Origin of the sequence: Pseudomonas kielensis, assembly GCF_030505375.1 — a bacterium.
GTDB lineage: Bacteria > Pseudomonadota > Gammaproteobacteria > Pseudomonadales > Pseudomonadaceae > Aquipseudomonas > Aquipseudomonas kielensis.
The window spans coordinates 3,564,001-3,578,161 of the sequence record NZ_CP130043.1; the positions used below are offsets into that span (position 1 = coordinate 3,564,001).

General features: G+C 63.2%; 11 protein-coding genes. 6 read left to right on the plus strand and 5 right to left on the minus strand.

Features of this window, described 5'->3' with window-relative positions:
* Positions 1-66: 66 nt before the first annotated feature.
* From Q1W70_RS16650 to gap, 5 genes are all read right to left on the minus strand, one after another.
* A complete protein-coding gene (locus Q1W70_RS16650; RefSeq protein ID WP_185819036.1) occupies positions 67-2,655 on the minus strand; it encodes a TonB-dependent receptor in 2,589 nt (862 codons plus the stop codon).
* Between the two features lie 120 nt (positions 2,656-2,775).
* The gene (locus Q1W70_RS16655) at positions 2,776-3,747 is read right to left on the minus strand and encodes a FecR family protein (RefSeq protein ID WP_265536705.1); all 972 of its coding nucleotides are present in this window, start codon (positions 3,745-3,747) and stop codon (positions 2,776-2,778) included.
* A gap of 119 nt (positions 3,748-3,866) precedes the next feature.
* Positions 3,867-4,385 carry an RNA polymerase sigma factor gene (locus Q1W70_RS16660; protein WP_166591020.1) on the minus strand — a complete coding sequence of 173 codons (519 nt, stop codon included), beginning with the start codon at positions 4,383-4,385 and terminating at the stop codon, positions 3,867-3,869.
* Positions 4,386-4,463: 78 nt separating this feature from the next.
* Positions 4,464-4,928 carry a methylglyoxal synthase gene (locus Q1W70_RS16665; protein ID WP_166591021.1) on the minus strand — a complete coding sequence of 155 codons (465 nt, stop codon included), beginning with the start codon at positions 4,926-4,928 and terminating at the stop codon, positions 4,464-4,466.
* 57 nt (positions 4,929-4,985) lie between these two features.
* On the minus strand, positions 4,986-5,987 hold the full coding sequence (gap, locus tag Q1W70_RS16670) for a type I glyceraldehyde-3-phosphate dehydrogenase (RefSeq protein ID WP_166591022.1): 1,002 nt from the start codon (positions 5,985-5,987) through the stop codon (positions 4,986-4,988).
* Between the two features lie 223 nt (positions 5,988-6,210).
* Between gap and edd the strand changes: the two genes are divergently transcribed.
* From edd to Q1W70_RS16700, 6 genes are all read left to right on the plus strand, one after another.
* Entirely contained in the window at positions 6,211-8,037 is a 1,827-nt protein-coding gene (gene edd / locus Q1W70_RS16675) for a phosphogluconate dehydratase (protein ID WP_182341979.1), read from the plus strand.
* The gene (locus tag Q1W70_RS16680; protein ID WP_166591024.1) at positions 8,034-8,984 is read left to right on the plus strand and encodes a glucokinase; all 951 of its coding nucleotides are present in this window, start codon (positions 8,034-8,036) and stop codon (positions 8,982-8,984) included. Before edd ends, Q1W70_RS16680 begins: the two co-directional genes overlap by 4 nt.
* Positions 8,985-9,130: 146 nt before the next feature.
* Positions 9,131-9,862, plus strand: a complete 732-nt coding sequence (locus Q1W70_RS16685; RefSeq protein WP_095169826.1) for a response regulator — start codon at positions 9,131-9,133, stop codon at positions 9,860-9,862.
* Positions 9,852-11,321, plus strand: coding sequence for an ATP-binding protein (locus Q1W70_RS16690; RefSeq protein WP_166591025.1), 1,470 nt, complete (start codon positions 9,852-9,854; stop codon positions 11,319-11,321). Before Q1W70_RS16685 ends, Q1W70_RS16690 begins: the two co-directional genes overlap by 11 nt.
* Before the next feature lie 137 nt (positions 11,322-11,458).
* The gene (locus Q1W70_RS16695) at positions 11,459-12,718 is read left to right on the plus strand and encodes a D-mannose isomerase (protein ID WP_185819037.1); all 1,260 of its coding nucleotides are present in this window, start codon (positions 11,459-11,461) and stop codon (positions 12,716-12,718) included.
* A gap of 116 nt (positions 12,719-12,834) precedes the next feature.
* Positions 12,835-14,127 (plus strand): ABC transporter substrate-binding protein, encoded by a 1,293-nt coding sequence (locus Q1W70_RS16700; RefSeq protein WP_166591027.1) that lies wholly within the window; start codon positions 12,835-12,837, stop codon positions 14,125-14,127.
* Positions 14,128-14,161: the final 34 nt, after the last annotated feature.

A 14,161-nucleotide genomic window follows, 5' to 3' on the forward strand; every position in this document is an offset into this window, starting at 1 on the left:
CACAGTAAAAAATCCTCGCTGCGCCCAGGAAAAAGGCGCAACGAGATTTCCATCAGCGGGTAGCGATCAGATGTCCCAGATCAGGTTGATCGCGAAGTTGCGGCCTGGCTCGGTCAGGCGATCGAGGTTGGCCGGGCTGAGCACGGCGGCCTCGCCGACGCTGTCGTAACCGCGCACGTTGTCCCACTGCCAGTATTTCTTGTCCGCCAGGTTGTACACGCCAGCGCTGAGGGTCACCTCGTCGCTGACCTTGTAGAAACCGGCCAGGTCGAGCACGCCGTAACCTGGGGTCTTGAACTGGCCGCTGACGCCATCCGGCGAATTGAAGGTGCTGTCGTCCACCAGGTTTTTCTTTTGCACCAGGGTCCAGCTGAGCAAGGCGCCGTAGCTGTCCTGGTCATAGCCCAGGCCGAACACGCCGGTCAGCGGGTTGACCGAATTGAGTGGCTCGCCGGTGTCGTTGTTGCGGCCGTGGGCGTAGGCAATCGAGCCTTGGGTGTAGAGGCCCTGTGGTGCGCCGAAGGTATCGAGGTTCAGGCGACCCTTGAGCTCCACGCCCTTGATGGTGGCGTGCTTGATGTTGTTGCTCTGGAACGTCAGCTCGTTGTACCCGGGGGTCACGGCGTCTTCGTTGATGAAGTCGCGGTACTTGTTATAGAACACCACCATGTCGAAGTTGCCCGCCTCGAAGTTGCCGCGCAGGCCGGTCTCGTAGCTCTGGCTTTTTTCCGGCTCCAGGTCCGGGTTCGGTGCCACGCTGTAGCCCGGGTTGAGGTTTTCGAAGCGACCGTACAAGGCCTTGGCGGTCGGGGTACGGAAACCTTCGGCGTACTGGCCGAACCAGGTGTAGTTGTCGTTCAGCGTGTAGGTCAGGCCGAACCGGGGCGAGACCCGGTTCCAGGTCTTGTTCTCATCGCTGACCGTGCCCAGGCCATCAGGCGCTACGGTGTTGAGGAACTCCTGGGTGACATGGGGCTTGAGCTTGGTGTAGTCGTAGCGCAGGCCCGGGAGGAAGGTCCAGTTGTTCCAGGTGATCTGGTCCTGGGCGAACAGGCTGTAGGTGTCGATGGTCGGGTCCGGGAAGTCGCTGGATTTTTTCAGCACATCGCTGGGGCTGATGGCGCCGACGGCGCTGCAACCACGGCCTACCGTCAGGCAGGTGCCGCTGCCGGTGCGCGAACCGGTGACTTTCTGCTGTTTGATGCTGGTGCCGTAGGTCAGCACGTGGCCGGTCTCGCCGATGGCGAATGCCTTGTCCAGTTGCGCGTCGAACACCCACTGTTTTTCCTCGTAGAGGGTTTCGCGTGAGCGCATCACGTTACGGCTGAACGGGAAGTAGTCTTCCAGGGTGCTCTGGCCAGTCTTGGCGATCTGGTAGTTCAGGCTCCACTTGAGGTTGTCCACCAGCAGGGCATCGACGGCGAAGCTGTTTTCCAGGCCAAAACGTTCGCGGCTGACGGTTTCTTCACCGGTGCGCGAGCGGTACATGCCCAGGGGCTGGCCGTTGTTGAACGGGCCGCCGACGGCGCTTTGCAGGTCGGCGTCGCGGTGCTCCTTGTACTTCTCGTAGGTCAGGCCCAGGCGCGCGTCTTCGGCGTAGTCCCAGCCCGTCTTGGCCAGCACGTTGGTGGTGCGCACGTCTTCCGGGTTGGCCGCGGTGCGATCCAGGCCGGTGCCGTTGTTGTGGCCGTAGGATTCGGTTTCGTGACCGTCGCGCTGGCTGAAGTGCAGCAAACCGTCGAACTGATCGGCGCGCCCGGCGACGGTGGCGGATTTCAGCCAGCTGTCATCGGCGGAGCTATAACCGGTTTTCAGGCGAGCGCCAGCATCCTGGCCGGGCTTGATGATGTCGTCCGGGTCGAGGGTGAAGTAGCTCACCGCGCCCCCGATGGCGTTGCTGCCGTACAGCACCGAGGCCGGACCGCGGAGGATTTCCACGCGCTTGACGATTTCCGGGTCGACGTAGTTGCGTTGGGTCTTGGCATACGGGCCGTTGAAGAAACCGTTGGGAATCTCGACGCCATCGACCTGGGTCAGGATCCGGTCGCCGTCGATGCCGCGAATGTTGTAGCCGCTGATGCCGCCCCGGGTGCCGGTACCGCCGACCGATACACCCGGCTCATAGCGCACCAGGTCCTTGATGGTGTTGACGTTGTTGCGATCCAGCTCTTCGCGGGTGTGCACGGTCACGGTGCTCGGCACGCTGTCGACGCTTTGCTCCTGGCGCGTGGCGCTGATGGTCATCTGCTGCAGGGCGAGGGTGCCGCCGGTCGCGCGTTTCTCCAGCACGATGTTGTTGCTGCCCAGTTTGCGATAGCTCAGGTTGGTCCCCACCAACAGGCGATCCAGGGCTTTTTCCGGGGTCAGTGCGCCGCGCACGCCTGGCGAGGCCACGCCTTCAGCCAGTTCTGCCGGCAAGCCGACCTGCCAGCCGGTGACGGCGGTGAACGCATTGAGCGCCGAGACCAGTGGTTGCTGGGCAATGGCGAAGCTGTAGTCGCCCATCTGGCGGCTTGGCTGTTGGGCCGGGGTGGCGGCCATGACAGGCGCCGCCTGGGTGCCGGCCAGCAGCATGGCAGCGGTCAACAGGGACAGCGTGCAGTGGTGCACGCGCTGGGAAGGTGAAGAGGACCGGCGGGTAAGGCGAGAGGACATCGATAGCGCTCCGTGTCGCACGAATCTTATAGGTGCAGATTGGCATCAGAGATGCGAATCAATTGCATTGGCTATAACGAGACGTACGGTGAATGGCTATCGAGTAAAAATAATTCTCATTTAGTTCAAGATCACCAGCGCCGGGAATTCCTGGAGCTTGGCGGAGGTGATGTGCGCCAGCGACCGGACCACGTCCAGCGGCTGGTCGAGACGGTAGTTGCCGGTTACCGACACATTGGCCAACTGTTCGTTGGTGTTGATGATCCAGCCCGGGTAGTAGCGGCGCAGCTCGGCCAGGACCTGGTTCAGCGGGCAGTTTTCGAACACCAGGCGGCCCTGGACCCACGCCAGGTCTGTCGCCGGGTCGAGGCGGGCCGGTTGATCGAAACCATTGGGCCCGATGCGGATGCTTTCGCCGGCGCTCAGGCGCACCCGGGCATCGCTGTGGGCGCTGCGCAGGTCGACATCGCCGCGCTGCACCCGCACCTGGGCGACACCGTCCAGGTAGCGCACGGCGAAGGAGGTGTCGCGCACGCTGGCGGTGACCGGCCCGGCATCGATTTCCAGGGGCAGGCCACGATTGGCGGCCACTTCGAAATAGGCTTCGCCCTGGAACAGGCGGGCCACCCGTTGTTGATCGTTGATGGTGCTGGAGAAGGCCGAGTTGGTGTTGAGCAGGACTTTCGAGCCGTCCTCCAATTGCAGGCGCTGACGCTCGCCGACCACGGTCAAGTGATCGGCCTGCAGGCGCATCGGCAGGTTGCTGAAACTGAACAGGCCGAGCAGCAGCACTGCCGCGCTGGCCAGGGGTTTCCAGTGAGGGCGCAGGCGCCCGAGCACGCTGACCTTGCGCTTGGCGCTGTCCAGGGTCTGCGCGCACTGTGCCACTTGCGGGCCGTCCCACACGGCCTGGGCCATGGCGAAGGCTTCACCGTGGCGCGGGTCGGCGGCGAGCCAGGCTTGAAACTCACGGCGTTGCGCCTCGCTTGGACTGTCCAGCACGATCAGCCAGTCCAGGGCTTGATCCATCGCCCCGGTGCTGGCGGAGTCCCGCGCCGGGGTTGGCGGGTGGGAGTGGTGGCTGTCCGTCACGGGGGGTCCTCGGCCACGTCTGCGCGCGGCTGGTTTTGGATAAGAGTGCTAAAAACCTCGGCTAAGGGTAACAAAGCCGAGGCCCTGACGCAGGTGTGCACAACAATGGGCCGACCGACTCAGCGGCCGTTGAGACGATCGGCGACGCCGACACAGATCGCCATGATCAGCTTCAGGTCTTTTTGCACGGTGCTCAGGGACACGCTGAGTTTTTCGGCGATCTCCAGGTAGCTGTGGCCGTGCAGGCGGCTGAGGATGAAAATCTGCTGTTGGCGTGGGCTCAGTTGGCTGAGGCTGATGTTCAAGCGTTCGAGCATCTGTTCGGCATGGGCGGCGTCCTCGGCACTGCTGAGCGGCGCGGCAACGTTCTGCACCACCTCCAGCGGTACGTCCTCGAGCATCGTGCGGGACTGGATACGGCGGGCGCGCAGGTGATCCAGCGCCAGGTTGCGGGCGGTTTGAAAGACGAAGGGTTCCAGGTGGTCGATGGCCCGTTCACTCAGGGCCCGGGTCACGCGCAGGTAGGTTTCCTGCAACAGGTCCTCGGCGGTGCTGTGGTTATTGACCATCCGCTCCAGGGTGCGCAGCAGCGAGACGCGCTGAGCGAGGAAGACGTGGTTGAAGTGCGCTTGACTCACAGTAGGACCTGATCGATTTCAAGCGAATGATAATGCTTATCATCTGTATCAAAGGTCAAGCGCTTCTTTTTGCAGGAATTATCGGCGGCCTTGCAGGTAGGCCGGGTAATCGGGGATCCGGTGGGCGTGCGGCTGATCCAGCAGCGGGCTGCTGAGCAGGTAGTCGGCGCTGCATTCGTTGCAGGCCACTGCAATGTTCCAGACGGCGGCCACCCGCAGCAGCGCCTTGATGTCCGGGTCGTGGGGTTGGGGTTCGAAGGGGTCCCAGAAGAACACCAGCAGGTCTACGCGCTGCTCGGCGATTTGCGCGCCCAGTTGCTGATCACCGCCCAGTGGGCCGCTGATCATGCTTTGCACGGGCAGGTCCAGGCGTTGGCTGAGCAGCAGGCCGGTGGTGCCGGTGGCGATCAATTCATGTTGGGCGAGCTTGTGCTTCTGGCGCTCGGCCCAGTCGAGCAGGAACACTTTGCAGTGGTCATGGGCGACGAGGGCGATGCGCTTGCGCGCCGCCATGGTTTTTTCGGTGAAGGTGATGCCGATCATCGGGGGGGGGCTCCAACAAAACCAGAGGGGAGCTGCCGGTGGCAGCTCCCGCAGTGCTTATTCGGCGTTGCACAGCGCCAGGCAGTTATCCAGCATGCGGTTGGAGAAACCCCATTCGTTGTCGTACCAGGCCAGGACCTTGAGCAGTTTGCCGCTGACTTTGGTGTGGTTGGCGTCGAAAATCGACGACAGCGGGTTGTGGTTGAAGTCGCTGGAAACCAGGGGCAGGGTGTTGTAGCCGAGGATCTTCGAATGCTGGCTGGCCTCGCGCAGCAGCGCGTTGACCTCATCCGCCGTGGCTTCGCGCTTGAGCTGCACGGTCAGGTCCACCAGGGAAACGTTGATCACCGGCACACGCACGGCCATGCCGGTCAGCTTGCCGGCCAGTTCCGGCAGTACCAGGCCTACCGCTTCCGCGGCGCCGGTCTTGCTCGGGATCATGTTCTGGGTGGCCGAGCGGGCGCGGTACGGGTCGCTGTGGTAGACGTCCGTCAGGTTCTGGTCGTTGGTGTAGGCATGGATGGTGGTCATCAGGCCGCTCTCGATGCCCAGTTCACGGTGCAGCACCTGGGCCACCGGGGCCAGGCAGTTGGTGGTGCACGAGGCGTTGGAGATGATCTGGTGCGACTGGCGCAGGATGTCGTGGTTGACCCCGTAGACCACGGTCGCATCAGCGCCCTTGGCCGGTGCCGAAATGATCACTTTGCGTGCGCCGGCGCTAATATGCGCGGCGGCTTTGGCCCGGTCGGTGAACAGGCCGGTGCATTCGAACACGACATCGATCTTTTCCGCAGCCCAGGGCAGGTCGGCCGGGTTGCGAATGGCGCTGACCGAAATGCGGTCGCCGTTGACCGTCAGGCTCTCTTGGTCGTGCTGCACTTCGGCATCAAACGTGCCATGCACGGTGTCGTACTTGAGCAGGTGGGCGTTCATCGAGCTGTCGCCCAGATCGTTAATGGCGACGATCTGCAAATCCTGACGGTAGCCTTGGGTATACAGTGCCCGCAGGACGTTGCGGCCGATACGGCCAAAACCATTGATTGCGATTCGAAGAGTCATTTGAATTGCGCCGCCGTCGTTTTGTTGTTGGAATTACAAGATTATTCGCATAAAAATAGAAAACAAGCCTTTTTAGTGGCAATATTTTGTTTTATCTACAACGAGTGACCTGAATCAACTGGTCCGAGTGGTCAAGAAAATCGTCAACGCCACCCGCGTAGACGCCTCTTGATCAGCATAGACACGAACAGGTCGCCACATCCGTTAGCCTGGAGTTCTACACATGCATCCCCGCGTACTTGAGGTCACCGAACGGCTTATCACCCGTAGCCGCGCTACCCGTGAGGCTTACCTTGCATTGATTCGCGGCGCCGCCAGTGATGGCCCGATGCGCGGCAAGCTGCAATGCGCCAACTTCGCCCACGGCGTGGCCGGGTGCGGCACCGAAGACAAGCAAAGCCTGCGGATGATGAACGCCGCCAACGTGGCAATTGTTTCGTCATATAACGACATGCTCTCGGCGCACCAGCCGTACGAGACCTACCCGGAACAGATCAAACAGGCGCTGCGCGAGATCGGTTCGGTCGGCCAGTTCGCCGGCGGTGTCCCGGCGATGTGTGACGGCGTGACCCAGGGCGAGCCGGGCATGGAACTGGGGATTGCCAGCCGTGAAGTGATCGCTCTGTCGACCGCCGTGGCGCTGTCCCACAACATGTTCGACGCGGCGATGATGCTGGGCATCTGCGACAAAATCGTCCCGGGCCTGATGATGGGCTCGCTGCGTTTTGGTCATCTGCCGACCATCTTCGTCCCAGGCGGACCGATGGTCTCGGGGATTTCCAACAAGGAAAAAGCCGACGTACGCCAGCGCTACGCCGAAGGCAAGGCCAGCCGCGAAGAGCTGCTGGAGTCGGAAATGAAGTCCTACCACAGCCCGGGCACCTGCACCTTCTACGGCACCGCCAACACCAACCAGTTGCTGATGGAAGTCATGGGCCTGCACCTGCCGGGGGCTTCGTTCGTCAACCCGAACACCCCGCTGCGTGATGCCCTGACCCGCGAAGCGGCGTTCCAGATCACACGCCTGACCAAACAGAGCGGCAACTTCATGCCGATCGGCGAAATCGTCGACGAACGCTCGCTGGTCAATTCGATCGTGGCCCTGCACGCCACCGGCGGCTCGACCAACCACACCCTGCACATGCCGGCGATTGCCATGGCCGCAGGCATCCAGCTGACCTGGCAGGACATGGCCGACCTCTCCGAGGTGGTGCCGACCCTGAGCCACGTGTACCCGAACGGCAAGGCCGACATCAACCACTTCCAGGCGGCTGGCGGCATGTCGTTCCTGATCCGTGAATTGCTGGCGGCCGGTCTGCTGCATGAAAACGTCAACACCGTGGCCGGCCACGGCCTGAGTCGCTACACCCAGGAACCGTTCCTGGAGGACGGCCAACTGGTATGGCGCGAAGGTCCGCGCGAAAGCCTCGATGAAAACATCCTGCGGCCGGTGGCCCGGGCGTTCTCGGCCGAAGGCGGCCTGCGGGTGATGGAAGGCAACCTGGGGCGCGGGGTGATGAAAGTCTCGGCGGTGGCCCCGGAACATCAGGTGGTCGAGGCTCCGGCCATGGTGTTCCAGGATCAGCAGGACCTGGCCGATGCGTTCAAGGCTGGCCTGTTGGAGAAGGATTTTGTCGCCGTGATGCGCTTCCAGGGCCCGCGTTCCAATGGCATGCCGGAGCTGCACAAGATGACCCCATTCCTCGGCGTGCTGCAGGATCGCGGCTTCAAGGTGGCACTGGTCACGGACGGGCGGATGTCCGGTGCGTCGGGGAAAATCCCGGCGGCCATTCACGTCAGCCCCGAGGCTTTTGTCGGTGGTGCTTTGGCCCGCGTGCAAGAGGGCGATATGATCCGCGTCGATGGCGTCCAGGGCACTCTGCAAGTGCTGGTGGACGCCGCTGAATTTGCGGCGCGCAACCCGGCCACTGGCCTGCTGGATAACGGCATCGGTTGCGGGCGCGAACTGTTCGGGTTCATGCGCATGGCCTTCAGCTCGGCAGAGCAGGGCGCCAGCGCCTTTACCTCTGCCTTGGAGACCCTTAAGTGAAACTAGCGCTGGTCGGTGACATTGGTGGGACCAATGCACGTTTTGCCTTGTGGAAAGACCAGCAACTGGCGTCGGTCCAGGTGCTGGCGACAGCCGACTTCGCCTGCCCGGAAGATGCCATTGGCGCCTATCTCAAGGGCCTGGGCCTGGCGCCGGGAGCGATCGGTGCGGTCTGCCTGTCGGTGGCCGGCCCGGTCAGTGGCGACGAGTTTCGTTTCACCAACAACCACTGGCGCCTGAGTCGCAAGGCTTTCTGCCAGGCCTTGCAGCTTGAGCAGTTGTTGCTGGTGAATGATTTTTCGGCCATGGCCCTGGGCATGACACGCCTGCAGCCGGGGGAATTTCGCGTGGTCTGCGCCGGAACCCCCGAGCCGCTGCGCCCGGCCGTGGTGATCGGCCCGGGCACGGGACTTGGGGTTGGCACCTTGCTCGATCAGGGGCAGGGACGCTGGGCGGCCCTGCCGGGTGAGGGCGGGCATGTCGACCTGCCGTTGAGCAGCCCGCGGGAAACTCAGCTGTGGCAGCACCTCTATAACGAAATGGGCCATGTCAGCGCCGAAACCGTACTCAGCGGCGGTGGTTTGCCACGGCTGTACCGGGCGATCTGCGCAGTGGACGGGCATACGCCAACACTCGACACCCCGCAAGCCATCACCGCCGCCGGCCTGGCCGGCGACCCGATTGCCCGCGAAGTGCTCGAGCAGTTCTGCTGCTGGCTGGGACGGGTGGCGGGTAACAACGTGCTGACCACCGGTGCCCGTGGCGGTGTCTACATTGTCGGTGGAGTCATCCCGCGGTTTGCCGATTTTTTCCTGGAAAGTGGATTCGCCCGTTGTTTTGCCGACAAAGGCTGCATGAGCGAGTATTTCCAGGGCATCCCAGTGTGGCTGGTAACCGCCCCGTATCCCGGGCTGGTGGGCGCGGGCGTGGCCCTGGAACAGGCTTGAGACAGCGCTGGAAAATCGCTGGCGCCTACAGGCTTGTACGATTTCTGTAGGCGCTGGCTGACCAGCAATGAGGGCTTGTCCGACGACGAAGATCCCAACCCGATCAGGCATAATCCGTCCCCTTCATAACAATAAGGAAGCCGCCCGTGAGCTCAGTCAACAAGTCGATTTTGTTGGTCGATGACGATCAGGAAATACGCGAGTTGCTGGACACTTACCTCAGCCGCGCCGGCTTTCAGGTGCGTACCACGCCCGATGGCGCGGGGTTTCGCCAGGCGCTGAACGATGCCCCCTGCGACCTGGTGATCCTCGACGTGATGCTGCCGGACGAAGACGGCTTCAGCCTGTGTCGCTGGGTTCGCCAGCACCCGCGCCAGGCCCATGTGCCGATCATCATGCTCACCGCCAGTTCCGACGAGGCCGACCGGGTCATTGGCCTGGAGCTGGGCGCCGACGACTACCTGGGCAAGCCCTTCAGTCCCCGTGAATTGCAGGCGCGGATCAAGGCGCTGCTGCGCCGTGCCCAGTTCGGCCAGGAGCGTTCGGGCGGCGAAGTGCTGGCTTTCGACGAGTGGCGGCTGGACATGGTCAGTCACCGCCTGTTTCACACCGACGGTGAGGAGGTGATTCTCTCCGGCGCCGATTTTGCCCTGCTGAAACTGTTCCTCGACAACCCCCAGGCCATCCTCGATCGCGACACCATCGGCAACGCCACCCGGGGCCGTGACCTGATGCCCCTGGACCGGATTGTCGACATGGCGGTCAGCCGCTTGCGCCAGCGCCTGCGTGATACCGAAAAACCGCCACGGTTGATCCGTACCGTGCGCGGCAGCGGTTATCAGCTGGCGGCCAGCGTGGTCGCCAGCAATGGCCACTGAGTTCTTCGCCCGGCTGCTGCGCAAGGTCCCGGTACCGCGCTCGCTGCTGGGGCGGATGTTGCTGCTGACGTTGCTGGCGGTGCTGTTCGCCCAGACGCTGTCGAGCGTGATCTGGGTCTCGCAGTTGCGCGCCACCCAGCTCGAAGGGCTGGTGACCGCCGCCCGTAGCCTGGCCCATTCGATGAACGCCAGCGTCAGTTATTTTCGTTCGTTGCCGGTGGCGTATCGGCCGCTGGTGCTGGACCAGTTGCGCAGCATGGGCGGCACCCGATTTGTAGTGACCCTCAACGACAAACCCCTGGACATGCAACTGCTGCCCGCCACCCCGCGCAAGCAGGCCGTGCTGGCCGCGGTGGACGAGGTGTTGCGCACGTCGCTGGGGGCCGACACCGATATTTCCGTGCAGTTTGTCAGCCCGGATGATCTGCGGATCTTCAATGGCGGCTTGAAGCTCGATGAATTGCCGCGCTCCTGGGCGCACTACGCGCTGACGCTGGAGCCGGTCAACCCGCCGGTGCTGGTGACTCAGATCAAGCTGGCCAAGGGCGAATGGCTGTACATCGCCTCTCTGTTGCCCGAACCCTACACCAGCCTGGAAGAGCAGGGGCTGCCGTCGCAGCAGGTGTGGTTCATCGTGCTCACCAGCGGCTTTTTGTTGCTGTTCATCGGCCTGCTGGTGCACTGGCAGAGCCGGCCACTCAAGCGCCTGGCGCGGGCAGCGCGGGACATGTCCCTGGGCGCCGACGTGCAGCCGGTGGCCGAGGGCGGTGGCAGTGAAGTGGTCGAAGTGGGGCGGGCATTCAACGCCATGCGTGAGCGCATCAGCCGCTACCTGACCGAGCGCAGCCAATTGTTCAGCGCCATTTCCCATGACCTGCGCACGCCGATCACGCGCTTGCGGCTGCGGGTCGAATTGCTGGATGACGAGCAGTTGCAGGCTAAGTTCGGCCGCGACCTGGACGAGCTGGAGCTGCTGGTCAAGGGAGCCCTGCAATGCGTCAAGGACACCGACATTCACGAGAACATCGAGCCGGTGGACCTCAATCACGTGCTCGAATGCCTGGTCGAACCTTACCTGGCGCCCAACGGCAACGGCCGCGTAACCCAGCAGGGGCGGGCGCTGGCGACGTATCCGGGCAAACCGCTGGCGCTCAAGCGCTGTATCGGCAACCTGATCGACAACGCCCTGAAGTACGGGCAGACCGCCCACCTGCACATCGATGACGATGACAGCGCGTTTATCCTGCACGTCGACGACGAGGGCCCGGGTGTGCCGGAGCAGCGCCTGGAACAGGTGTTCGAGCCGCACTTTCGCCTGGCCGGGCAGCAGCAGGGGTATGGCCTGGGATTGGGGATCGCGCGCAACATCGCCCATAGCCATGGCGGCGAAGTGAGTTTGCAGAACTTGCGCGAGGGCGGGTTGCGGGTGACGTTGCAGTTGCCGCGCAGCGTGGATTAATCAGGGACCGCCTTGCCCGCGATGGCGCCTGAAGCCAATGTCACAGCCTGGTGACATAACTCGGCGCCTTCGTTACCTGGCCGTCACGGCCTGTTGTTTAGACTGCTGGCAGTCATAACAACAAAAAAAGGTCCACCATGCACTCCATCCCTGCCGCCTCCAGCAGTTGGCTGAACACACCTGCCCATCAGCAATGGCTCGCCGCCGAGGGCATGCGCCTGTTGGCGTTCGCCAAGGCCTCGAGGCTGACCATCGGTTTCGGCAATCTCGACGAGCGCGGCCAGCTGCCGGCGGACGCGCAAGCCGAAACCATGAACACCGCGCGCATGACCCACAGCTTCGCCCTGGCCCATCTCCAGGGCTTGCCGGGGTTTGCCGAGCTGGTGGATCACGGTATCCAGGCCCTCAGTGGGCCGCTGCGTGATGCCGAACACGGCGGCTGGTTCGCCACGCTCGAGCCGCGCGACGGCAGTACCGACAAAGCCGCTTACCTGCATGCCTTCGTGGCATTGGCTGCGAGTTCCGCGCAGGTCGCGCGGCGCCCCGGAGCCCAAGCGTTGCTTGACGATGCGATCGCGGTCATCGAGCGCCATTTCTGGTGCGAAACCCAGGGCGCGATGCGTGAGTCGTTCAATCGCGACTGGAGCGTCGAGGAAGCCTATCGCGGCGCCAACAGCAACATGCACGCCACCGAGGCCTTTCTCGCCCTGGCCGATGTCACCCAGGACAGCCGCTGGCTGAACCGCGCCTTGCGCATTGCCGAGCGACTGATCCACGGCCACGGCGCAGCCAACCAGTACCTGGTGATCGAGCATTTCGACGGTCAATGGCAACCGCTGCACGCTTACAACCAGGCCAACCCGGCCGATGGTTTTCGCCCCTTTGGTACCACCCCGGGCCACGGTTTTGAATGGGCGCGGCTGTTGTTGCACCTTGAGGCGGCGCGGGTCCAGGCTGGCATGCTGACCCCCGGCTGGCTGCTGCGCGATGCACAGCAGTTGTTCGCCCACAACTGCCAGCACGCCTGGCAGGTCGATGGTGCGCCGGGCATGGTCTACACCCTCGACTGGGATCGTCGCCCGGTGGTGCGCCAGCGTTTGCACTGGGTGCATTGCGAAGCGAGCGCGGCAGCCAGTGCCTTGCTCCAGCGCACCGGCGAGGCCCAATACGAAACCTGGTATCGGCGGCTTTGGGAGTACAGCGAGCAGTACCTGATCGACCCCGTCCACGGCAGTTGGCACCACGAACTGGATGCCGACAATCGCCCGAGTGCGCAGATCTGGGGCGGCAAGCCGGACCTCTATCACGCCTGGCAAGCGGTGCTGATTCCGCGCCTGCCGTTGGCGCCGAGCATGGCCACGGCGTTGGCGCAGGGCTCTGGGTCACGGGTTATGTAACCATGCGGTGACATTTCGCCGTCGCTTCGTTACCTGCGGCGGATCCCAGCCTGTTTAAACTCGTTTGCAGCGCAAGCACCAGACTTGCATGCATAACAACAAGAAAGGTACTTCAGATGAATGCGATTTCTCGCCTCGCCACTGTCATTTCCCTTGCCTCCCTGTTTCCCCTCAGCGCCCTGGCCGCCGACCCCAAAGGTTCCGTGGAGGTTGTGCACTGGTGGACCTCGGGTGGCGAAAAAGCGGCGGTCGACGTACTCAAGGCCCAGGTTGAAAAAGACGGCTTTACCTGGAAGGACGGTGCGGTGGCAGGCGGCGGTGGCGCAACGGCCATGACCGTACTCAAGAGCCGCGCCGTGGCGGGCAACCCACCGGGCGTGGCCCAGATCAAGGGCCCGGACATCCAGGAGTGGGGCAGCACCGGCCTGCTCAGCACCGACGCACTGACCGACGTCGCCAAGGCGGAAAACTGGGACGGCCTGCTGTCGAAAAAAGTCTCTGACACCGTCAAGTACGAAGGTGACTACGTCGCGGTGCCGGTGAACATCCACCGGGTCAACTGGCTGTGGATCAACCCAGAAGTGTTCAAGAAGGCCGGGATCGACAAGGCCCCGACCACCCTCGAAGAATTCTACGTCGCTGCCGACAAACTCAAGGCGGCCGGTTTCATTGCCCTGGCCCACGGCGGCCAGCCATGGCAGGACAGCACCGTGTTCGAAGACGTGGTGCTCTCGGTCATGGGCGCCGAAGGCTACAAAAAAGCCCTGGTCGACCTGGACCAGCAAACCCTCTCCGGTCCAGAGATGGTCAAGTCGTTCACCGTGCTGAAAAAACTCATCGGCTACATGGACCCCAACCGCGCGGGCCGTGACTGGAACATCGCTGCCGCCGACGTGATCAACGGCAAGGCCGGCATGCAGATGATGGGGGACTGGGCCAAGAGCGAGTGGACCGCCGCCCATAAAGTCGCCGGCAAGGACTACCAGTGCGTGCCGTTCCCGGGCACCCAAAATGCCTTCACCTACAACATCGACTCCCTGGCGGTGTTCAAGCTCAAAGCCGATCGCAAGGGTGATATCGCCGCGCAGCAGGACCTGGCCAAGGTCGCGCTGGGCAAGGACTTCCAGAAGGTCTTCAGCATCAACAAGGGTTCGATCCCGGTGCGCACCGACATGCTCAACGACATGAGCGCGCTGGGCTTCGATTCCTGTGCCCAGGCCTCGGCCAAGGACTTCCTGGCGGACGACAAGTCCGGCGGCCTGCAACCGAGCATGGCCCACAACATGGCCACTTCGCTGGCGGTGCAGGGGGCGATCTTCGACGTCGTCACCAACTTCATGAACGACAAGGACGCCGACCCGGCCAAGGCCAGCGCTCAGTTGGCCTCGGCGGTCAAAGCCGCGCAGTAATCCCTGACACAGGCTACTCCCAATGTGGGAGTGA

Coding starts and splice junctions, on each gene's coding strand:
- Q1W70_RS16700 (WP_166591027.1), top strand. CDS start 12,835: ATGAATGCGATTTCTCGCCTCGCCACTGTCATTTCCCTTGCCTCCCTG.
- edd (WP_182341979.1), top strand. CDS start 6,211: ATGCATCCCCGCGTACTTGAGGTCACCGAACGGCTTATCACCCGTAGC.
- Q1W70_RS16650 (WP_185819036.1), bottom strand. CDS start 2,655: ATGTCCTCTCGCCTTACCCGCCGGTCCTCTTCACCTTCCCAGCGCGTG.
- gap (WP_166591022.1), bottom strand. CDS start 5,987: ATGACTCTTCGAATCGCAATCAATGGTTTTGGCCGTATCGGCCGCAAC.
- Q1W70_RS16695 (WP_185819037.1), top strand. CDS start 11,459: ATGCACTCCATCCCTGCCGCCTCCAGCAGTTGGCTGAACACACCTGCC.
- Q1W70_RS16665 (WP_166591021.1), bottom strand. CDS start 4,928: ATGATCGGCATCACCTTCACCGAAAAAACCATGGCGGCGCGCAAGCGC.
- Q1W70_RS16690 (WP_166591025.1), top strand. CDS start 9,852: ATGGCCACTGAGTTCTTCGCCCGGCTGCTGCGCAAGGTCCCGGTACCG.